Annotated in this window: 21 protein-coding genes; 8 read left to right on the forward strand and 13 right to left on the reverse strand. The window is 67.7% G+C overall.

Annotated features, from left to right (window positions below; all coding sequences use genetic code 11):
- Positions 1–94: 94 nt before the first annotated feature.
- The 3 genes from CCZ28_RS08760 to CCZ28_RS08770 form a co-directional block, all read right to left on the reverse strand.
- Positions 95–1,072: a L,D-transpeptidase family protein gene (locus CCZ28_RS08760; RefSeq protein ID WP_140217482.1), complete on the reverse strand. Its 978-nt coding sequence runs from the start codon at positions 1,070–1,072 to the stop codon at positions 95–97.
- A 76-nt stretch (positions 1,073–1,148) separates the two neighbouring features.
- Positions 1,149–1,430, reverse strand: a complete 282-nt coding sequence (locus tag CCZ28_RS08765) for a hypothetical protein (protein ID WP_058768579.1) — start codon at positions 1,428–1,430, stop codon at positions 1,149–1,151.
- Positions 1,431–1,528: 98 nt separating this feature from the next.
- Positions 1,529–2,083: an arylesterase gene (locus CCZ28_RS08770; protein WP_205894672.1), complete on the reverse strand. Its 555-nt coding sequence runs from the start codon at positions 2,081–2,083 to the stop codon at positions 1,529–1,531.
- A gap of 148 nt (positions 2,084–2,231) precedes the next feature.
- Here CCZ28_RS08770 and CCZ28_RS08775 point away from each other — a divergent pair, with 148 nt between their 5' ends.
- From CCZ28_RS08775 to greB, 3 genes are read left to right on the forward strand one after another with little or no spacing between them, the layout of a single operon-like run.
- On the forward strand, positions 2,232–2,906 hold the full coding sequence (locus tag CCZ28_RS08775; protein WP_140217483.1) for an ABC transporter ATP-binding protein: 675 nt from the start codon (positions 2,232–2,234) through the stop codon (positions 2,904–2,906).
- Positions 2,903–5,413: an ABC transporter permease gene (locus CCZ28_RS08780; protein WP_140217484.1), complete on the forward strand. Its 2,511-nt coding sequence runs from the start codon at positions 2,903–2,905 to the stop codon at positions 5,411–5,413. The genes CCZ28_RS08775 and CCZ28_RS08780 overlap by 4 nt, the downstream gene beginning before the upstream one ends.
- Positions 5,414–5,416: 3 nt before the next feature.
- Positions 5,417–5,920 carry a transcription elongation factor GreB gene (gene greB / locus CCZ28_RS08785; protein ID WP_140217485.1) on the forward strand — a complete coding sequence of 168 codons (504 nt, stop codon included), beginning with the start codon at positions 5,417–5,419 and terminating at the stop codon, positions 5,918–5,920.
- 3 nt (positions 5,921–5,923) lie between these two features.
- Here the strand turns inward: greB and CCZ28_RS08790 are convergent, their stop codons facing one another.
- Entirely contained in the window at positions 5,924–6,229 is a 306-nt protein-coding gene (locus CCZ28_RS08790; protein ID WP_058764548.1) for a hypothetical protein, read from the reverse strand.
- A gap of 153 nt (positions 6,230–6,382) precedes the next feature.
- A complete protein-coding gene (locus CCZ28_RS08795) occupies positions 6,383–7,813 on the reverse strand; it encodes a transglycosylase SLT domain-containing protein (RefSeq protein WP_140217486.1) in 1,431 nt (476 codons plus the stop codon).
- A gap of 224 nt (positions 7,814–8,037) precedes the next feature.
- Between CCZ28_RS08795 and CCZ28_RS08800 the strand changes: the two genes are divergently transcribed.
- The 3 genes from CCZ28_RS08800 (at position 8,038) to CCZ28_RS08810 (ending at position 10,557) form a co-directional block, all read left to right on the forward strand.
- Complete coding sequence (locus CCZ28_RS08800) at positions 8,038–8,868, forward strand: TatD family hydrolase (RefSeq protein WP_140217487.1); 831 nt, start codon at positions 8,038–8,040, stop codon at positions 8,866–8,868.
- Between the two features lie 160 nt (positions 8,869–9,028).
- Positions 9,029–10,303, forward strand: a complete 1,275-nt coding sequence (locus CCZ28_RS08805; RefSeq protein WP_140217488.1) for a methyl-accepting chemotaxis protein — start codon at positions 9,029–9,031, stop codon at positions 10,301–10,303.
- A gap of 74 nt (positions 10,304–10,377) precedes the next feature.
- Positions 10,378–10,557, forward strand: a complete 180-nt coding sequence (locus CCZ28_RS08810) for a hypothetical protein (protein ID WP_140217489.1) — start codon at positions 10,378–10,380, stop codon at positions 10,555–10,557.
- Here CCZ28_RS08810 and CCZ28_RS08815 read toward each other — a convergent pair.
- From CCZ28_RS08815 to CCZ28_RS08835, 5 genes are all read right to left on the reverse strand, one after another.
- Positions 10,539–12,548 carry a transglutaminase TgpA family protein gene (locus tag CCZ28_RS08815; protein WP_140217490.1) on the reverse strand — a complete coding sequence of 670 codons (2,010 nt, stop codon included), beginning with the start codon at positions 12,546–12,548 and terminating at the stop codon, positions 10,539–10,541. The genes CCZ28_RS08810 and CCZ28_RS08815 overlap by 19 nt on opposite strands.
- Positions 12,545–13,528 (reverse strand): DUF58 domain-containing protein, encoded by a 984-nt coding sequence (locus tag CCZ28_RS08820; RefSeq protein ID WP_437179197.1) that lies wholly within the window; start codon positions 13,526–13,528, stop codon positions 12,545–12,547. The genes CCZ28_RS08815 and CCZ28_RS08820 overlap by 4 nt, the downstream gene beginning before the upstream one ends.
- Positions 13,498–14,415: an AAA family ATPase gene (locus CCZ28_RS08825; protein WP_140217492.1), complete on the reverse strand. Its 918-nt coding sequence runs from the start codon at positions 14,413–14,415 to the stop codon at positions 13,498–13,500. Before CCZ28_RS08825 ends, CCZ28_RS08820 begins: the two co-directional genes overlap by 31 nt.
- A 103-nt stretch (positions 14,416–14,518) precedes the next feature.
- Positions 14,519–15,217: an orotidine-5'-phosphate decarboxylase gene (gene pyrF, locus CCZ28_RS08830; RefSeq protein WP_140217493.1), complete on the reverse strand. Its 699-nt coding sequence runs from the start codon at positions 15,215–15,217 to the stop codon at positions 14,519–14,521.
- Between the two features lie 113 nt (positions 15,218–15,330).
- Entirely contained in the window at positions 15,331–16,206 is an 876-nt protein-coding gene (locus tag CCZ28_RS08835) for a LysR family transcriptional regulator (RefSeq protein WP_140217494.1), read from the reverse strand.
- Positions 16,207–16,288: 82 nt separating this feature from the next.
- Between CCZ28_RS08835 and CCZ28_RS08840 the strand changes: the two genes are divergently transcribed.
- Positions 16,289–16,744, forward strand: coding sequence for a multidrug/biocide efflux PACE transporter (locus CCZ28_RS08840; protein WP_140217495.1), 456 nt, complete (start codon positions 16,289–16,291; stop codon positions 16,742–16,744).
- Between the two features lie 48 nt (positions 16,745–16,792).
- Positions 16,793–16,960: a DUF2897 family protein gene (locus CCZ28_RS08845; RefSeq protein ID WP_140217496.1), complete on the forward strand. Its 168-nt coding sequence runs from the start codon at positions 16,793–16,795 to the stop codon at positions 16,958–16,960.
- Positions 16,961–17,020: 60 nt separating this feature from the next.
- Here CCZ28_RS08845 and CCZ28_RS08850 read toward each other — a convergent pair whose 3' ends face one another.
- The 3 genes from CCZ28_RS08850 to CCZ28_RS08860 all read right to left on the reverse strand — a co-directional run bounded on the left by CCZ28_RS08850 (position 17,021) and on the right by CCZ28_RS08860 (position 20,296).
- Positions 17,021–18,130 carry a Gfo/Idh/MocA family protein gene (locus CCZ28_RS08850; protein WP_140217497.1) on the reverse strand — a complete coding sequence of 370 codons (1,110 nt, stop codon included), beginning with the start codon at positions 18,128–18,130 and terminating at the stop codon, positions 17,021–17,023.
- Between the two features lie 102 nt (positions 18,131–18,232).
- Positions 18,233–18,739, reverse strand: a complete 507-nt coding sequence (locus tag CCZ28_RS08855) for a hypothetical protein (RefSeq protein WP_240795254.1) — start codon at positions 18,737–18,739, stop codon at positions 18,233–18,235.
- A gap of 123 nt (positions 18,740–18,862) precedes the next feature.
- Entirely contained in the window at positions 18,863–20,296 is a 1,434-nt protein-coding gene (locus tag CCZ28_RS08860) for a PLP-dependent aminotransferase family protein (RefSeq protein WP_140217498.1), read from the reverse strand.
- Between the last annotated feature and the right edge of the window lie 40 nt (positions 20,297–20,336).

Raw genomic sequence — 20,336 nt, forward strand, 5'->3', positions numbered from 1 at the left:
CGTCTTCCTCGGAGCAAACAAAAAGCCCGCCATTTCGATGGCGGGCTTTTTGTTTGTCTGGAGGGTAGTGCCCGGCGGGCGCTACCCTCACGGATCACAGTGCCTTGGCGGGTGCCTTGGCTACTGCACCAGGAACTACCCCGGCCGGCAGCTCGGCGATTTCCACCGGTAGGCCGTCCTGTTGCTGCACGGTGTCACGCACCGTGTCCCAGTTCACCAGGCTGTTGGCCTGCAGCAGGTCGTCACGCTTGATCAGGGCATTGACCACCGCCGCCTGGCGGTCGATCTCGGTCGGATCGCCCTTCATGTTGACCGGCTGGTGCGCTTCCAAATAGAGCTTGCCCTGGCTCACGCCGAACTTGTAGGGCTCGTCGATGATCCGCACGGGGGTACCGATCGGCAGCATGCCCACCAGCTCGGTCACGTTGAAGTTGTACATGCGGAAGCAACCATGGCTGGTCTGGGTGCCGATACCGAACTTCCGGTCCGAACCGTGGATCAGGTAGCCCGGCATGGTCAGGCGGATCTTGTAGGGGCCGAGGGGGTTGTCCGGGCCGGGCGGAACCACCTTGGGCAGCGGATCGCCTTCGGCGGCGTGCTCGGCGCGAATGGACTCCGGCGGATACCAGGCCGGATCCTTGATCTTGTCCACCACCTTGGCCACGCCGACCGGCGAGCCCCAGCCGTCACGGCCGATGCCCAGCGGATAGGTGAAGACCGAATGACCACCCTTGGGGTAGTAGTACATACGGTATTCGGCGATGTTGATGACGATGCCTTCACGCGGGCCGGGTGGCAGGATGAAGCGCGTCGGCAACACGATCTCGGTACCGGCGCCCGGCAACCAGGCGTCCACGCCAGGGTTGGCGGCGACCATCTCGTTGTAACCCAGATCGTACTTCACCCCGAGGTCGGCGAAGGTGTCTTCGTAGGCGGCCTTGATGACCTGCACCTGACCGACCACATCATCACCAGGGGGTGGCAGGGGCAACTCCAGCGCCCGCGCCGAACCCGCGCTCAGCAGACCAAACAGCGAAAGGGAACCGACCAGGGTCGAAAGACGCGGCGACATGGAGTGAATCCTTGCAGGGAGCGAGAGAGGTTGAAGGCGCGAATTGTACACGTCCGTTTGCCCCTCTGGCAGAGGCTCACAAGGCCTGTAACGGGTTGGGCAGGCCGCGGCGTGCCCCCTGCAAACGCTGGATGCAGGCGGGACACAGCGCCTTCTGGCGCAATGCCTGGCTATCCAGGGGGCGTAGCGCGGGCCGCGCCGGCAGGAAGGTGCCGCACAGGGTGCGGTCGGTGGGCGAGCCCAGCTCCAGTTGCCGGGCGACGATATGGACCCGCCCCTCGCGGCAGGCGAACAGGTCGAGCTGGGCATCGGGCTGGATCAGCTGATAGCCGTGCATGGACCGGGTAAGGCGGGACATCGGGATACTCCAGGGGCGGTTCCGCCAGGCGGTCGATTGACCGGACCGGCGGGGCGCGCAACCTTAGCGGAAAGCCCTGCCGGGGAAAAGTCCGGCGTTCAGTCGCGCAGCACGCGCTGCAGTTCCGGCCAGGCGTTATCCAGCAGGCGCTGCTGGGCATTGGCCCGTGGATGGATGCCATCCGGCTGCATGAAGGCCGGATCGCCCCCTACCCCTTCGAGCAGGAAGGGTACCAGGGCCACCTGCTGGGCCTTGGCCACATCCTGGTAGACCTGGGCGAAGCCATCGGTGTAGCGCGGCCCATAGTTGGGCGGCAGGCGCATCCCCAGCAGCAGGACGCGCGCGCCCTTGACCTTGGCCTGCTGCACCAGGGCGGTGAGATTGCGCTCGAATTGGGCCAGCGGCTGGCCACGCAGGCCATCGTTGCCGCCCAACTCGATGGCCACCACCTCGGGGCGGTGCGCGGCCAACAGCTGCGGCAGCCGTGCCAGGCCGCCCGCCGTGGTGTCGCCACTGATGGAGGCGTTCACCACCTGGTAAGGGCTCTTCTGCTCCTGCAAGCGGTTTTCGAGCAGGCGCACCCACCCTTGGCCGTCACCGAGGCCGTAGCCGGCGCTGATGCTGTCACCCACCACCAGCAGGGTGCGCGCCATGGCCAGCGGCGTCAGCAGCAGACAGGCCAAGGCCAGCAGCCAGGCAATGCCTTGCCGCAAAGGCACGCTGGACTTCGGCGCGGTTTTTGACTCTAACTCGCCACAGCCGCCCGCTTGCGGGCCCTTCGGATACGGCATTGGATACCTCATGAGCGAAGTCATTTTGCGGGCACGCGACCTTAGCAAGGTCGTCACCGGCGCGGAAGGCGCCTTGCCGATCCTCCAGGCCCTGGATCTGGATGTTCAGGCCGGCGACAGTTTGGCCATCGTCGGCAGCTCAGGTTCCGGCAAGTCCACCCTGCTCGGCCTGCTGGCCGGTCTCGATCTGCCCAGCTCCGGCGAGGTGGAGCTCGCCGGCCAGCGCCTGGGCGCCCTCGACGAAGATGCCCGCGCCCGCCTGCGGGCGGAACGGGTGGGGTTCGTTTTCCAGTCCTTCCAGTTGCTCGACAGCCTCACGGCACTGGAGAACGTGATGCTGCCACTGGAGCTGGAAGGCGCCCGCCAGGCCCGTGAGCAGGCGACGGCTTTGTTGGAGCGGGTCGGCCTCGGCGAACGGCTACGCCACTACCCCCGCCAGCTCTCCGGCGGTGAGCAGCAGCGGGTGGCCCTGGCGCGGGCCTTCGCGCCGCGGCCGAGCATCCTCTTCGCCGACGAACCGACCGGCAATCTCGACAGCCGCACCGGTGCCCACATCAGCGACCTGTTGTTCGAACTCAACCGGGAAAGAGGCACCACCCTGGTACTGGTGACCCACGACGAACGCCTGGCTGCCCGCTGTGCTCGGCAATTGCGCCTGGAAGGCGGTCGGCGGGTCGCGGCATGACCGGCACCGGCCTGCCGCTCACGCGGTTGTTCCTGTTGGCCTGGCGCCAGACCCTGCGCGAGCTGCGCGCGGGAGAGATCCGCATGCTCTGCCTGGCCCTGGTGGTGGCCGTGGCCGCCAGCGTCGCCATCGGCTATTTCACCGCACGCCTGGGAGCTGGCATGCAGACGCGCGCCAGCGAATTCCTCGCTGCCGACCTGGTGTTGCTGGGCAGCGAACCAGCCCGCCCCGAACAGGTGGAGGCCGGTCTGCGGCTCGGCCTCACACACAGTCGTACCCTGACGTTCAGCACCATGGCGGCGGGCGCCGAGGCCCTGCAACTGGCCAGCGTCAAGGCGGTGCAGGCGAACTTTCCGTTGCGCGGCGAGGTACGTAGCGCGGCGGCGCCGGATGCGCCCGACCAGGCGGGTGGCGCGCCGGCCCCCGGCGAGGCCTGGGTCGAGCCACGGCTGTTGCTGGCGCTGGATGCGCGGGTCGGCGATCGACTCGACATCGGCCGCAAGCCACTCACCATCACCCGGGTGCTCACCGCCGAACCGGATCGGGCCGGCGACTTCTACAGCCTGACGCCACGGGTGCTGATCAATCTCGACGATGTGGCCGCCACCGGCGTCATCCAGCCCGGCAGCCGGGTGCGCTACCGCGAACTCTGGCGCGGTGAACCGGCGGCGCTTGCCAGCTATCGCCAGGCGCTCACGCCCGACCTCGCCGCCAACCAGCGCTTCGAAGGACCGGGCGACGGCAATCGGCAGCTGGGCAATGCCCTGGAGCGGGCCCAGCGTTATCTCGGCCTGGCGAGCCTGGTGGCGGTGTTGCTGGCCGGCGTGGCAGTGGCGCTCTCGGCCAATCGCTTCGCCGCGCGGCGTTTCGATGCCAGCGCCCTGCTCCGCTGCCTCGGCCTGACCCGCCGCGATGCCCTGCTGCTCTATGGTCTGCAGCTGGGGCTGCTGGGCCTGGCCGCCAGTCTGCTCGGCGCCTTGCTCGGTTGGCTGGCGCAGCTGGTGCTGTTCCAGCTCTTGCATGGCCTGCTGCCGGCGCGCCTGCCCGCGGCCGGGATCGGGCCAGCCCTGGCCGGCATGGGTACCGGCCTGGTCGCCCTGGCCGGCTTCGCCTTGCCACCGCTGGCCGCCCTGGGCCGGGTACCGCCCTTGCGAGTGCTGCGCAGCGATCTGCAACCGGTGCCCCTGCGCACCTGGTTGGTCTATGGCTCCGCCCTGCTCGCCCTCGGGCTGATCATGTGGCGGCTGTCGCTGGACCTGCGCCTGACCCTGGCCCTGCTGGTCGGTGGCCTGGTCGCCGGCTTGCTGTTCGGCAGCCTGCTCTACCTGGCCCTGCGCGGTCTGCGCCAGGCGCTGCAAGGAGCGCCCCTGGCCTGGCGGCTGGGCCTGGGCCAGTTGCTGCGGCATCCGCTGGCGGCGGTGGGCCAGACGCTGGCCTTCGGCCTGATCCTCTTGGCCATGAGCCTGGTGGTGCTGCTGCGCGGCGAGTTGCTGGAGCGCTGGCAGGCGCAACTGCCGGCCGAGGCGCCCAATCATTTCGCCCTCAACGTGCTGCCGGATGAACGCCAAGCCTTTGCCCAGGCGGTCGCGGCTCTTTCACCCCATGCCAGTCCGCTCTACCCCATCGTCCAGGGGCGGCTGGTCACGGTGAAGGGGCACCCGGCCCAGGAAGGCCTGGAAGATGACTCCCGCGGTGGACGGGCGACCCGGCGCGACCTCAACCTGACCTGGTCGGCGCAATTGCCGGACGGCAATCGCCTCGAAGCCGGTCACTGGTGGGATGCCGTGCCAGCCGGCGACCTGCCCGGCGTCTCGCTGGAAAGCGAGCTGGCGCGCAGTCTCGGCGTCGGCCTGGGCGACACCCTCGGCTTCGTCATCGGCGATCGCCAGATCGAGGCGCGGGTCACCAGCCTGCGCCAAGTGAGTTGGGACAATTTCCAGCCCAACTTCTTCGTCATCTTCGCGCCAGGTGCCCTGGAGGGGGTGCCGGTCACCTACCTGGGCAGCTTCTATCTGCCCCCCGGTCATGATCGCGAACTGCTGGCTCTGGCCCGCCAATTCCCGGCGGTGACGCTGCTGCCCATCGACGCCCTGCTCGATCAACTGCGCAGCATCCTGCGCCAAGTCAGCGTGGCGGTGGAATTCGTGCTGCTGTTCGTGCTGGCCGCCGGCATCGCCGTACTGCTGGCCGGTTTGCAGGCCACGCTGGACGAGCGCATCCGCCAGGGTGCCCTGCTGCGCGCCCTGGGCGCCCGGCGCGAACTACTGCAACGGGCGCGGCGCACCGAATTCATCCTGCTCGGCGGCGCCAGCGGCTTGCTCGCGGCGCTCGGTTGCGAGATCGTCAGCGCCCTACTCTACCGGCTGGCCTTCGACCTCGACTGGCAACCCCATCCCTGGCTCCTGCTCTTGCCGGTGTTGGGTGCCCTGCTGGTCGGCGTGGCTGGCCTGCTGGGCACGCGGCGGGCCATCACCGCCAGTCCGTTACTGATCCTGAGAGAAAGCTGATCCATGAGCCGTTATCGACCGCCGCGCACCGCCGGCACGCCCCTGATCACACCGGCCGGCGAGGCACGGCTGCGCGCCGAACTCCACGAACTCTGGAACGTGCGGCGGCCCCAGATCACCCAGGCGGTGAGCGAGGCGGCTGCCCTGGGCGATCGCTCGGAAAACGCCGAGTACATCTACGGCAAGAAGATGCTGCGCGAGATCGACAGCCGGGTGCGCTTCCTGCGCAAGCGCCTGGAGAATCTCAAGGTGATCCGCGAACGACCGGCCGATCCGGGCAAGGTCTATTTCGGTGCCTGGGTCACCCTGGAAGACGAGGAAGGCACCGAGAAGCGCTATCGCATCGTCGGCCCGGACGAACTCGACCTCAGGCAGAACCTCATCAGCATCGACTCGCCCCTGGCGCGGGCGCTGGTCGGCAAGGCTCTGGACGCCGAAGTCCGCTTGCAGACGCCGGCAGGCGAACAGCGCTGGTATATCGTCGAGATCGCCTATCCGGACGAGTGAGGGCTAGCGCCGCCGGGTGATCACACCCTGCCGCGCCACCCGGGTCAACTCCCGCACCAGGGGTTCGAGACCCGCCCTCCCGGGTGACTGCACCACAGCGAAGTCGAAACTGTCGTTACCGAAGCCGCGCAATTGCTCGGCCTGATCGGCGAAACGGATCTGCAGGGTACGGCTGTGGGGCCAGCGCTTGGGCCAGCCTTCGAGATAGCGCAGCAGGGTGGGCTGGTCGGGGCCGCCGAGCAGGATGGCGGGATGACAGGCGAGCTTGCCCTGGGTCAGCGGGGTAAGGCGTAGCGGGAGAGGAAGCATGGACAGGATTCCGCCTCGTAGGTCCAGCTGGGCGGTAGTACGAGGCCTGTTCCGTCCAGCGCTTTAGCGGTATTTGGGAGCGCCCCGCAAGTTGCTGTTTAAATCGGCGCGGGGTCATCCTAGGGAGGCCCCGCTTGCCCTGTCAAGCCGGTTTCAGCCGTCATCGCCACGCCGCGCGGTGGTCGTCGTGGCGGCCACCGTGGGTGCTTCGAGCCGGGTACGCTCAAGGCTGAAGGCCACCCGGTACTTGTTGACGCTGTCGACGTAGTTGACCACCCCGATGCCCACCTCTTCGGCGGCGACGCGCTCGACCTGGAAGAACCAGCGATCACCGTCCAGTCCCTGCTTGCGTGCCTTGGCGCGTAGCGCCTGGACCCGTTCCGGGCCAAGGTTATAGGCCGCCAGGGTAAAGGCTCGGCGCTCACGCTCGCTCAGCCGTGGGCTGGAGAAGAATTCCCGGCGCAGCCGGGCGAGATAGCGGGTGGCGGCCTTGACGTTGCCCTCGGCGGAATGGATATCGCGCACCCCGACGCTGCGCGCCGCCTGCGGAGTGATCTGCAGCAGCCCCGCCGCACGCCCGGCGCCACGGGCATGGGGATCGAGCCCGGATTCCTTGTAGGCCATGGCGGCCAGGGTCAACCAGTCGAAGTCGTAGGCCTTGGCGTAGCGCTGCAACAGCGGCCGGATCTTGGCCAGGCGGCGCCGTTCGTTGCCCAGCAAGGGGTTGCGCACCTGGTAGCGGCGCGCGGAGGCCTGGCGAAAGGCCTTTTCGTCATCCCGCGCCTGGGGCTGCCGGGCGAAGGCGCGCACCTTTTGAGCGAGCTGCTGCGCCGGAGTACGCAGATACCAGAGCTGCGCCTGGTCATGGGCCACCACTACCCGGTCGGCCACCCGCAGCCGGGGCAGCACCCGCGCCCAGCGGTGGGCCAGCCCGGATTCGACAACGGTGAGCGGATAGATGCCGGCCTGGGTCAACTCCAGGACATCTTCCACCGCCAGGGTCGGATCGGCCCATTCGATCTGCACCGGTCGCAACTTGCGCCTTTCCAGCTGGGCGTTGAGCCGCGCCAGGGCCGGGCCGGCAGCGCTACCCTGGGGCAGCACCACCTGGCGCCCCGCCAGCTGTTCCAGATGCCGTGGCAGGCGCTGGCCACGACCGCCGACCACCACCAGGTTGGCCGGCGCTGCCACCGCGGCGGCGATCAGCGCCGAGTGCGCAGGCGGCAGCAGGGTTTCCCCTGGTGCCACCAGATCGCCCTCGCCGCGTTGCAGGGCCGGCAGCAAGTCATCCTTGGCCTTGGGGACGAACACCAGGCGCAGCTGCCGTCCGCCCGGCTGGTGCTGCAGATAATGGGCGAAGGCCTGTAGCCGGCGATATTCGACGCCCAGGGCCTGGCCATTCCATTCGCCCGAGCTGTGGCGACTCTGGTTGACCAACACGCGCAACTCGCCGGCGCGCTCGATGGCGGCCAGATCGCGCGCCACGACGTGGCGGGGCGCCTCGGGCGGCAAGGCGCCCAGGCGGGCCTGGGCGGAACAGGCGAGCACGCAGCCCAGGACGGCAAGCGTGAATCGAAACGGCATCCAGGACTCCTGACCTGGCCGGGACAACGCCGACAGCACCCGGACTACGGATAGAATGGTGGGATAGAGTCTGTTCATAATCTGCTGCGCGTCGGCCAAACTGCGTTGAAAACGCCTTCGGAATGCTCATTTACTAATTGTAAACTCCGCTTCCTCAGGCCTTTTCGCCTTGTTTGGCTCTAGCTCGCGAGATCCTGAACAGACTCTAATTGAAGGTCCGCACCATGCAATTGATCGACATCGGCGTCAACCTCACCCATCCCAGTCTGCTCAAGGAGGTGGACGCGGTGGTTGAACGGGCCCAGGCCGCTGGCGTGGTGCAACTGGTGCTCACCGGCACCACCCTGGACGACAGCGAGAACGCCCTTAATCTCTGCCTGCGCCTGGACGCCGGCGAGGCGCTGTTCAGCACCGCCGGGGTCCATCCCCACGAAGCCGCAACCTGGAACGCCAGTGCCGCCAAGGCCCTGCGCGACCTGGCCAGCCAACCCAAGGTCCGCGCCCTGGGCGAATGCGGGCTGGACTTCAATCGCGACTTCACCCCGCGCCCCCAGCAGGAGCGCTGCTTCGAGGAGCAACTGGCGCTGGCCGCCGAGCTGCGCCGGCCGGTATTCCTCCACGAGCGAGACGCCAGCGAGCGGATGCTGGCGATCCTGCGCGATTATCGCGACCACCTGCCGGCCGCCGTGGTGCATTGCTTCACCGGCGAGCGCAAGGCGCTCTACGGCTATCTGGATCTCGACCTGCACCTGGGCATCACCGGCTGGATCTGCGACGAACGCCGCGGCCTGCACCTGCACGAGCTGGTCGGCCAGATCCCGGTCGGCCGCCTGATGCTGGAAACCGACGCGCCCTATCTGTTGCCACGCACCCTCCGACCCAAGCCGCGCCATGGCCACAACGAGCCGGCCTTCCTGCCGGAGATTCTGCGCACCGTGGCCCGCCTGCGCCATGAGACGCCCGAGCAGACCGCCCTGCACACCACCGCCACCGCCCGCGCCTTTTTCGGCCTGCCGGAAGTCCGCATGCCAGAGCGGACCGAGGAATTCGACTAGCAGCGGGGCGCGGTCGCGCTAAAGTCGAGGCGGCAAACGCCGTTAACCTTTGGGCTTATTCCACGGCGTCAGACGCCTTCTCGCAAGACGTTGACGCCAGTCAAGATCCGGGTTGCCTCGGCCTGTCAGGCTGTACGGCCCCGCCGACTGGATGCCCTCTATGTTCGCCTGGCTGCGCGATATCTCCCTCAAGTACAAATTCTGGGCGGTCAATGCCGTCGCCTTCGTCACCAGTCTCTTGCTGGTGCTGTTCGCCATGCAACTGGAAGTCGCGGGTCGCGCCGAACAGCTCAAGGCAGTCAAGAGCGCCCTGGGTGAGGCGGCCGCCAACCTGAGCGCCCCGACCTTCGGCGAGGTTTTCCTGGCCCGTGCCCCGGAATACGCCCTGGCCGTGGGTGTACTCATGCTGGTACTGCTGGTGGCCTCGCAACTCTTGATCCGCTTCATCCTCGGCAATCTGCAGCGGCTCAAGGACACCATGCTGCGGGTGGAGCGCGACGGCGATCTCACCGCTCGGGTCGAGGTACGTGGCCGCGACGAGGTCGGGCAGATGACCCAGGCCTTCAACGCCATGCAGGACAGCTACACCCGCGTCGTCGGCACCGTGGCCGCCAGCGCCGCGCGGCTGGACGAAGGCGCCGGACGCCTGGCCAGCGGCATGCAGGGCGTGCGCGGCGGTATGCTGGACCAACAGCACGAGACCGACCAGGCCGCCACGGCGATCAACGAGATGAGTGCCACCGTGCAGCAGATCGCCGAGCACGCCGCCGGCACCCGCGACCAGTCCCGGGAAGCCGACCGCCTGGCCGGCGCCGGTCAGCAGGCGGTGGATCTCGTCAGCCATTCCATCGCCGACCTGTCGCAAGGCGTGCAGCAGACCGCGGTGATGATCCAGGAACTGGCCGAGAACAGCGAACGCATCACCAGCGTGGTCAACGTCATCCACGGCATCGCCGAGCAGACCAACCTGCTGGCGCTCAACGCCGCCATCGAAGCCGCCCGGGCGGGCGAAGCCGGACGGGGTTTCGCCGTGGTGGCCGACGAAGTGCGCAACCTGGCCAAGCGAGTCCAGGGCTCCACTGACGAAATCACCCGCATGGTCGATAGCCTCCAGGCCGGCACCCGCGATGCCGTGGAATTCATGCGCGAGAGTTCGCTCAAGGCCGACGACTGCGTGGTCCAGGCCGGCGCCGCCGGGCAGGCCCTGGCCGACATCACCGCCGCGGTGACCCTGATGCGCGACAGCAACACCCAGATCGCCGTGGCCGCGGAACAGCAGGCCCAGGTGGCGGAAGAGATGAGCAGGTCGGTGGTAGGCATCCGCGATGTCACGGAAAGGACCATGCTGCTGACGCAGGAGTCGGCCAGCACCAGCACCGAACTGGCCGCCCTCGCAGGAACCCTGAATCAGGCGATCCGCCAGTTGCGCCTATAGCCTCCATAGCGAGAGCGCATTCGCGCGGTTGCCCGACAGGCGGCAAGATGCCCGCACTTTTTCGGAGAACCGCCATGCGCTCGGTCAACACCCTCACGTCTGTCGTCCTGTTGCTGCTCGGCCTCGGCTGCGTGGCCCTGGCCCTGGGCAGCCAACATCCCCAGGCGCTGATCCTGGCCGCCGTGGTCTGCCTGGTGGCCTTCGCGCTGCAAGAGCCCGAGGTCCTTCCCGGTCCTCAGTCGCTACGCGCCTGACGCCCCCGCAGCCCGCGTCTCAGCTGTTGCAATGCTCGCCTGAGCGCGGCCGGGTCCGGCCGCCGACCGGCATAGCGCTGGGCCTGGAATTCCTCGGCGAAGGCGGCGATCTCCGCTCGCGCCGCGGGTAGGGCCACTATCGCCCGCTGGGCGAAGCGACCGGCGGGCTCGCCGCTGTGGCGAATCACCCCCTGGCGCGCCAGCAGCCGCTCGAATTGGGCGAAGCGCGCCAGCAGCGGGTCTCGCTGGCGCTGCCAAGGCTTTAGCACCAGCAGCGCCATCACCCCGAGCACCGCCAGCACCATGCCAGCCAGCAGCAGCCCCAGGCGTTGCAGCGAGCCTTCTCCCAGCAGGCGCTTGAACAACTCGCCCTGGGTATCCCCTTCGTAGTTGAGCACCCAGCGCTGCCAGCCATAGTTGATCCTGTCCCAGCCCAGCCGCAGGCTGGTGAGCCAGGCCAGGTTGCGATAGCGATCGGCGGCGAAGGGATTTTCGGCGAGGAATTCGTTGGCCGCGCCCTGGGCCGCCAGGGCTTCCTGCAAGCCGCGCTCGACCCGCTCGGGCGCCACCTGGGCGCTGGGATCGACGCTGACCCAGCCGCGCTCCGGCAGCCAGTATTCCACCCAGGCATGGGCATCGAATTGCCGTACCAGCAGGTAGCCGCCGGCCGCGTTGAATTCACCGCCCTGGTAGCCGGCCACTACTCGCGCGGGTATGCCCGCCACGCGCAGCGCGAAGGTCATGGCGCCGGCATAGTGGGCGCAGAAGCCGCGGCGGTTGTCGAACAGGAAGGCGTCGATGGCATCGACGCTCGCCGTGGGCGGTTGCAGGGTGTAGGCGAAGGGCTGCTGGCGGAAATAGGCCAAAATCGCCCCCGCCAGCGCCTCGGGTGCCGGATAGCGAGCCTTGAGCTGGGCGACCCAGGCGCGGGTACGGGGTTCGCCGCCGCTGGGGAGTTGCAGTGCACGGCGCTGGCTGGAGGCGGATAGCCGGCCGGGCTCGCGCAGCGCCTGGGGCCAACTGGTCGCCCGATAGAGCAGCGCCTGGTCCACCGGCCGCCGGCGTTGCAGATGGAAATCGCTGACCAGGCGCACGTCGCGCTGGTCGCTGCGCGCCACGTCCAGTCCATAGAGCCAGGGGCGCCCGCTGGGCTCCATGATCACCTGGTACGCAAGGCTGGGCCCGCGGGGCGTCCAGGCCGGCTCCGGACTCCAGGCCGTATCGGGATCGACCGACCAGCGCGTGCCATCAAAATGTTCGTAGGTGGTGGCGCGCCAATAGAGGTCGCGCTGCGCCGGCCGTTCGCCATCGAAGCTGACGCGGAACACCCGCTCGGCGGATTGCGAGAGCTGGGCGATCTCCCCGGGCGCCATGCTCTCGCCCAGCCCGGTACGCGCCTGGTCGCCCGGCTGGGGCAACGACCACAACGGACCGATCCGCGGAAACACCAGGAACAGCAGGAGCATCAGCGGCACCGCCTGCAACAGCAGGGAGCCGGCGACCTTCAGGGTGGCCAGCGGCCGGCTGGCCAGGGCGCTTTGCTGCAGGCCGATCAGCGCCGCCACCAGGGCGGTCACCGGCAACAGGCTGTAGAGCGCGGCGAGCAGACCATCCTCGAACAGGTAGGCGATCACCACGGCGAAGAAGCCCAGGTAGATCACCACCAGCGCATCGCGCCGGCTGTGCATCTCGATCAGCTTGAGCGCGAAGGTCACCAGCAGCAGCACGGCGCCGGCATCCAGGCCGATGAAGGAGCCACGGGACAGCCAGATACCGCCCATGGTCAACAGCAGCAGCCCGCCCTTCTCGATACGGGTGGGCGCCCGGACCTTCATGCGGAACAGCAGTACCCGCCAACCGGCACAGAAGGCCCAGAGCAGCCCGACCCAGGGCGGCAGATGGGTGAGGTGCGGCAGGATCACCAGCGCCTGCGCTACTAGTAGCCAGATCAGGGCGATGCGCGGGATGGGTTGCGGGATGCTGGCGCTCATACCGACCGCCCGAACAGGGCCAGGGCCTGGAGCGCCGCGTCGCGCTGGTTGTCACCGGTCGCCGGGCGCAGTTCGACGCCAGGTAACCGCAGGCCGAATCTCAACTGCCGCGCGCTGCCGTCCAGCACCGCCTGACACAGCCAGGACAGCCGCGTCTCGGTATCGCCATCGAGCACGCTGAAATCCAGCCAGAGTTCGCTGCCGGCCAGGGCGGTGAAGTCCTTCACCAGCAATCCCTGGCCGCGGGAAAAGGCTTTCCAGTCCAGCCGCCGCCGCGAATCACCCGGCTGATAGGGTCGCAGCCCCTGGAAGTCATCGGCGCCCTGCCCCGCCTGGCGCTGGCCTTCCTCGCCGCCCCTGTCCTCGCCACTACGCGGCGGTGGCGCCGCCTCCAGCGGCCGCGGATAGACCAGGGCGCGCACGTCCAGATCCAGCCAACTCCAGGCGACGAACAGGCCCAGGGGAAAGCGACTTTCCACCCGCAGGCGTTCGGGCCTGAGCCAACCCCGCTTCGGCGCCGGATGGAAGACCTGCAGGGCGACACTCTCCCCCGCCGGCACGTCGCTCAGGATCAGCGCTTCGCCGCGCCAGCCCAGGGCGATGGCCTGATGCGCGCGCCGATCACTTTCCAGGCGCAGGCGAAAGCCCGCCGCCTCCCCGGCGAACACCGGGCTGGCACCACCACCGGCCAGTTGCAGACCGGCCAGGTTGCGATAGGTGTGCAGCATGGCCACCAGGGCCAGGGAGAACAGCAGGAAGGTCAGGCCATAGGCCAGGCTGTTCTGGTAGTTGATGCCGGCCAGCAGCATCAGCAGCAGGGCCACGGCGAAGGCCGCTCCCTGGCGGGTGGGCAGGATGAAGATGCGGCGCTGATCGAGGGTGATGCGATTGGCCGGCGGTATCCGCCGCGCCAGCCAACCGTCTCGATAGCGCTGCCAGGCGCCGCCGGTCACAGCGCCGGGACTTCGCGCAGCAGCCACTGCACCAGGGCACCGCCGCCGTGCCCGGCCGGGTCGGCGATGTCGCGCAGGCGATGCCCCGCCACCGCCGGCAGCACCGTCTGGACATCCTCGGGCAACACATGGTCGCGACCGGCCAGCAGCGCCCAGGCCCGCGCCGCCGCCAGCAGCGCCAGGCTGCCACGGGGTGACAGCCCCAGGGCGAAGGAGGCCTGGGTACGGGTCGCCTCCACCAGGCGCAGCACATAGTCCACCACCGCTTCGCTGGCATGGATGCGCGGCACCTCGGCCTGGATCAGCCGCAGCTGGGCATGATCCAACAGCGGCTCCAGCCGCGGCAGCTGCTCGCGCCCGGAGCCGCCGAGCAGCAGCGCCCGCTCCGCCGCACGGCCCGGATAGCCGAGCGACAGGCGCATCAGGAAGCGGTCGAGCTGGGACTCCGGCAAGGCGAAGGTGCCGCCCTGGGAAACCGGATTCTGGGTGGCGATGACGAAGAAGGGCTCGGGCAGCGGCCGGGTGGCACCCTCAATGGTCACCTGCCCCTCTTCCATGGCTTCGAGTAGCGCACTCTGGCTCTTCGGCGTGGCTCTATTGATCTCGTCGGCCAGCAACAACTCGGCGAATACCGGTCCGGGATGGAAGACGAACTGGCCGCTGTCGCGATCGAACACCGAGGTGCCGAGGATGTCGCCGGGCAACAGATCCGAGGTGAACTGGATGCGCTGGAAGGACAGCCCCAGCACCTTGGCCAGGGCATGGCTGAGGGTGGTCTTGCCCATGCCGGGCAGGTCCTCGATCAGCAGGTGCCCCCGCGCCAACAGGCAGGCCAGCGCCAGCCTGACCTGGGTTTCCTTGCCCAACAAAACGCCGTCTACCGCCTTGAGACAGGCGTTCAACCTATCGTGCATGCCCTGAGGTCTCTCGCCTTGCGCCGACATGAGAAGGCGTCGGCCTGCAAGACGAGAATAGCAGCACCTTTTGCCGGGGACCGCCGCCCAGGAGGTTTACCGCTTATTTCAGGCTGGCGAGAATCTCTTCCACCGCCCGCGCCGGATCGGCTGCCCGGGCGATGGGGCGACCGATCACCAGGTAGTCGGAGCCGGCATCCAAGGCTTCGCGTGGGGTGAGGATGCGGCGCTGGTCGTCCAGGGCGCTACCGGCCGGGCGGATGCCGGGGGTGACCAGTTGCAGTGCCGGTTGCGCGGCCTTGAGCGCCGGCGCCTCCTGGGCCGAGCACACCAGGCCGTCCAGACCGGCACGCGCGGCCAGACCGGCCAGGCGCAGGACCTGCTCCTGGGGATCCACGTCCAGACCGACGTCGGCCAGGTCCTCGCGCTCCATGCTGGTCAGCACGGTCACGCCTATCAGCAACGGCTTGGGTCCCTGGAAGGCCTCCAGCGTCTCGCGACAGGCGGTCATCATGCGCAGGCCGCCCGAGCAGTGGACGTTGACCATCCAGACGCCCATTTCCGCCGCAGCCTTGACCGCCATGGCGGTGGTGTTGGGAATATCGTGGAATTTCAGATCGAGAAAGACTTCGAAGCCACGCTTACGCAGCGCCTCCACCACACCGGCGGCGCTGGCGGTGAACAGCTCCTTGCCGACCTTGACCCGGCAGGTAGCGGGGTCGAGCCGGTCGGCCAGGGCCAGGGCGGCGGACGACGAGGGAAAATCCAGGGCGACGATGATCGGAGACGAACAGGCGGACATGGGGGCTCTCGGCAAAACGGCAAAGGCCGGCATTTTCGCAGAAAAGCGCGGCGTGGGCACTGATCGCTGTCCGGTCGCTGCCCGGCTGGGCCTTCCACCCAGAGCTCAAGGCGTCAGCTCGGCCTGAGCAGCCGTTCACGCAACCAGTTGCCCGCCGGTCCCAAGGGCCTGCGACGCGACCAGACCACATCCACCGCCACCCGTTGCGGCCAGCCCGGTACCGCCAGCTCCACCAGGCGCTCCTGGCCGAATCCTGCCACCAGCCAGTGCGGCAGTTCGGCCCAGCCGAAGCCCTGCACCGCCATGTCCAGTAGCAGCAGGTAGTCGGGCGCCGACCAGCAACGGCCACGGGTATCCGGCAGGCGACAGGCCTGGGGTGGCGCTTCGGTCACGGTACTCAGACGCAACAGGCGGTAGGGCGCCAGATCCGCGTGGGTGAGTCCTTCTCGCCCTGCCAAGGGGTGACTCCGCGCCACATAGAGTCCCAGCGCCACCAGGCCGTCCAGGGTGGCGAACTCGATGTCCGCCGGATACGGCGACTGCGCGGCCAGGAGACCCAGATCCGCCCGCCCCTGCACCAGGCTGAGCACATCGGCGTCCTCGGCGATCAGGCATTCGAATTCGAGATCCGGATAGCGCTGGTCCAACTCCACCAACAGTGCCTCGTAACGGGTGGGCTGATAGGTATCGGAGATCACCAGGGTCAGCCGCGGCTCCACACCTGCGGCCAGTTGGGTGGCGCGATTGGCCAGCCGGTCGTGGGCCGACAGCACGGCACGGGCCTGGTCGAGCAATTGCTCACCCGCCGCCGTGAGCACCGGATAGCGTCCCTGGCGATCGAACAGCACCACCCCCAGCTCGTCCTCCAGGCGGGCGATGCTCTCGCTGATGCTGGATTGCCGCTTGCCCAGCGTCCGCGCGGCAGCACTGAAAGAGCCTGCGGCAGCCGCTTCGACGAAGGCTTCCAGGGCTTCGGCATTGGGATACATATCGGCTCAGCCTATGGAATCCACTTTGATCTCCCTAGACTAGCCGATGACACTAGGGCCCTGTCCATTGGGGAGATGCCCTATGTCCACTACTCTTACCCAGCGCCCCACCAGCGCCCGCCTGCTGCATGCCCTGCTGTTCGAAGGCATCGCCATCCTGCTCTGCGCGCCGACCCTGGCCTGGCTGCTGGAAAAACCCCTGGTACACCTGGGCCTGCTCACCGCGGCCTTCTCCGCCGTCGCCATGCTCTGGAATCTGGTCTTCAACCTGGTCTTCGATCATCTGCAGCGACGCCTGGGCTTCACCCGGGGCCTGTCCATGCGCTTGCTGCACGCCTTTTGCTTCGAAGGCGGACTGGTAGTGATGCTGGTGCCGCTAGCCGCCTGGTGGCTGTCCATTGGTCTTTGGGAAGCCTTGCTGCTGGACCTGGGGCTGCTGCTGTTCTTCCTGCCCTATACCCTGGCCTTCAACTGGCTCTATGACCTGGGCTACGCCGCCTGGTGCAAACGCACGAACGCCCCGTGCCAGGCGCACTGATAAGCTTTGCCGTGGTCGAAGTCGTATAGCCACTCAAGGAGAAGACAGATGCCCTGGTACGCCTGGTTGATCCTGCTGATCGCCGTAGGCTCCGTGGTCGGCAGCCTACTCATGCTCAAGGACACGGCCCGCAAGGTGCCCCTGACCGACGAGCAGAAAGCCAAGATCCGGCAGCGCAATGCCGAAATGGACGCCAAGGAGGCCCAGGACCGCTGACAGCGATCCTGGCGCACCGCGAGGCCCTGCCGCATCCCCGTGCGGCAGGGCCTCGTTGCATCAGGACTCCAGCGGCTCCTTGGTATTGACGTACTCGGGCACCTTGGCCAGGGGGAGGCTCCGCCCCTGCTCCCGCGTCGGTCCCTGACGCTTGGGCAAGGGCTCCAGACGCTGCGGCGCACCGCTCTCCAGGGCCCGTTCGATGGCTGCCAGTACCCGCACGTCCCGCCAACCCTCTTCGCCATCCATCTCCGGTTGACGATCCTTGAGGATGCAGTCGGAAAAATAGGCCGTCTCGCCGCCGAAGTGATCGACCACCGGCGCCTTGTGCTCCGTGGTTTCGCCGCCCACCGTCAAGCGATAGCCGATGGCGACGCCCTCACCGAAACCGAAGCACGGCGAAGCCTCGATCTCGCCCTTGCTGCCAACCAGTTGGAAGCGCTCGGTATTGGGCCCGCTGAAACTGACGGTGAAACTGGCCAGCCGCTCTTCGGGGAAACGCAGCGTCACGGTCACGGCGTCCCAGGTGGTGACATCGCGCCCGGGCGTCCGCGCCCCGACCGCAGCGACTTCGATGGGCTCGTCACCAAACAGCGAGCGCACGGCATTGAGCGGATAGGGGCCCATGTCGGTGACCGGGCCCGCCCAGAAACCGTGTTGCGCGCGGTGATTGGCGGTGTCGAGCGGTTGGACGAAGGTCGAGGTGAACAGCCGCGGATCGCCGATCTCGCCATTGCGCACCCGCTCGATCATCTCCACCGTACCCGGCTCGCAATGCAGCCGATAGGCGATCATTAGCTTGGCACCGGAGCGCTCGGCCGCGGTGTTGATCGCGCGGCACTCTTCCTCGCTGATCGCCATCGGCTTTTCCAGCAGGACGTGGATACCCGCTTCCAGCGCCGGTACCGCGAATTCCAGATGGCGGAAATTGGGGGTAGCAAGATAGATGGCATCGATCTCGCCCGACTTAAGCAGGGTCGGGAATTCCTCGTAGGTATAACTCTTGAGTCCGTACTTGGCCGCCAGGTCCCGCGCCTTGATCGGATCGCCGGTGACCAGGGCGGTCATCTCCGAGTTATCGGTCTGGCCTACTCCAGGCATGAAAGCACCCTGGGAAATCCAACCACCACCTACCACCGCATAACGAATCTTGCCTGTCGCACTGGGCATGGAAAGCTCCCGAATTCAGGCAGACGAGCTGTCCGCCACCTGAACTGTCGGCAAGCGGGAGGGCGATGAAGTTCCGAGGCCATGTTCAGCAGTGGCGCCGGGCTAGCGACGAAAGCGCAGCTCGACTTCCGCCCCTTCGAAATCGTCGCTGCGATCACGGCTGATCACGCGTCCACCCAGCTCGAAACGCCCGGCGTTGTCATCCCGATGGAACATTTCCGGCAGCAGGCCGGCTTCGGCGAGGGCCTTCTCGGATTGCTTTGGCGTGACTTGCCGCGACATCAGGGTGTGCGGCTTGGCGGCCTCGCTGGGAACGCTGAGATCCAGGGGGCGCTGGACGACCGGGACCTCTTTGGTCGAAACGGGCTTCTTCAGCTGGGTGTTCCTGGCCAAGTCCTTTTTCTTCGGTGGCGGCGCAGGCAGGTCGAAAGCCTTTGCCGGCAGCGGGTCCAGGCGCAGGGCACGCAGGTCGGCAGCGCTGCCCTGCCGTTCGCTCACCACAGGCGGCGGCGCGGTCGCCGCAGGGGAATCGACAGACGGAGGCGCCTTGGTCGTTGAAGGGGGCGAGTCGTTGTCGCAACCCAACATGAGCAACAGCAACGCCGCCACCGGCACAGCCCCGTATCCGCGCATAGTTCACCGTCCACCAGGCGCCGCGCCTCGACCGGGAGCGCGGCAGGATCAGTCACTACAACCGACCCGAGCGCCGTGGAGCGGGTTCCAGCTATTCCGCTAGGCGGCCAGGGTTTCCTGGCAGAGCTGACGAGCGAGCAGGCCGAGGGTCATCAGCGCCCGCTGGGCATCGCGCCCCCAGGGCAGCCCGCAATTCAGGCGGATACAGTGGTTGAACTGGTCGGTGTTGCTGAAGATCATGCCAGGCGCGATGCTCACCCCCTGATCCAGCGCTCGCTGGTGCAGCAGGCGGGTATCCACCCGCACCGGCAGGCTGACCCAGAGGATGAAGCCGCCATTGGGGCGACTCATCTGGGTGCCCTCGGGGAAATGCTCCTGGATCGCCAACTGGAAGGCGGTCATGTTGCGCCGGTATTCCTGGCGGATGGCGCGCAGGTGGCGGTCATAGCCGCCGTTTTCCAGGTAGGCGGACACCCCCATCTGGGTCACGCTGCAGGCGGAATGAGTAGTGAAGGTCTGCAGCCGGCAGATGTCGTCCTGGTAGGGACCGGCCACCACCCAACCGATGCGCACCCCCGGCGAGATGGTCTTGGAAAAGCTTGAGCAGTAGATGACGCGCCCCTGCTTGTCGAGGGCCTTGAGCGCCTTGGAGCCGCTGTCATAGGTCAGCTCGCCGTAGATGTCGTCTTCGACGATGGCGATGTTGCGCTCGGTTGCCAGCCGGAGCAGCTGCTTCTGCCGCGCTTCCGGCATGCTGCCACCCAGCGGGTTGCTCAGGCGGGCGGCCAGCACCAGGGCCTTGACCGGCCACTGACTCGCCGCCAGTTGCAGCGCCTCGACGCTGAGGCCGGTCTCGGGATCGCAAGGGATCTCGATCACCTTGAGGCCCAAGACCTCAGCCAATTGCAGCAGCCCGTAATAGGACGGTGACTCGGTAGCGATCAGATCGCCGGGCTTGGTCAGCACCCGCAGCGACATCTGCAGGGCATCCAGGCAGCCATGGGTGATCACCACCTCCTCCGGCCCCACCACGACTCCCGCGTCACGCAGGCGGATAGCCACCTGGCGGCGCAAGGGCTCGAAGCCAGGGCTGTGTAGATAGGAGAAAGCCGCCCGGGCCTGGAAACGGGTCACCTTGGACAGCTGCTGGTGCAGGGCCCGCAGCGGCAGGTAATCGGTCTGGGGCACCGCCATGCCCAGGGGCACCACGCCTTCGCGGCGCGATTCGGCCAGCACCTGGTTGATGATCCCGGCGCGGGTTACCAGACTCGGCCGCTCCACGGTGGCGATGTCCGGGGTCGGCGCGGTCAGGGCAGGCGTCTGGTGCACATAGAAACCCGACTGCGGCCGGGCGCGGATCAGGCCCTGGTCTTCCAGGGTGGCGTAGGCCTGCAGGACGCTGGCATGGCTAACCCCCAGTTGCTGGCTCAGTTTGCGCACCGAAGGCACCCGCTCGCCAGGCTTGTAGACCCCCGTGCGGATGTCGTTCGCCAGTTGCTGGGCGATGCGCTGGTAGAGCAACAGGTTGGTCATAGCGTCTTCCTGGACGAGAGCGGAACAGTAGCAGGCTACC

This window comes from Pseudomonas oryzihabitans (genome assembly GCF_006384975.1).
Taxonomy (GTDB): Bacteria; Pseudomonadota; Gammaproteobacteria; order Pseudomonadales; family Pseudomonadaceae; genus Chryseomonas; species Chryseomonas psychrotolerans_B.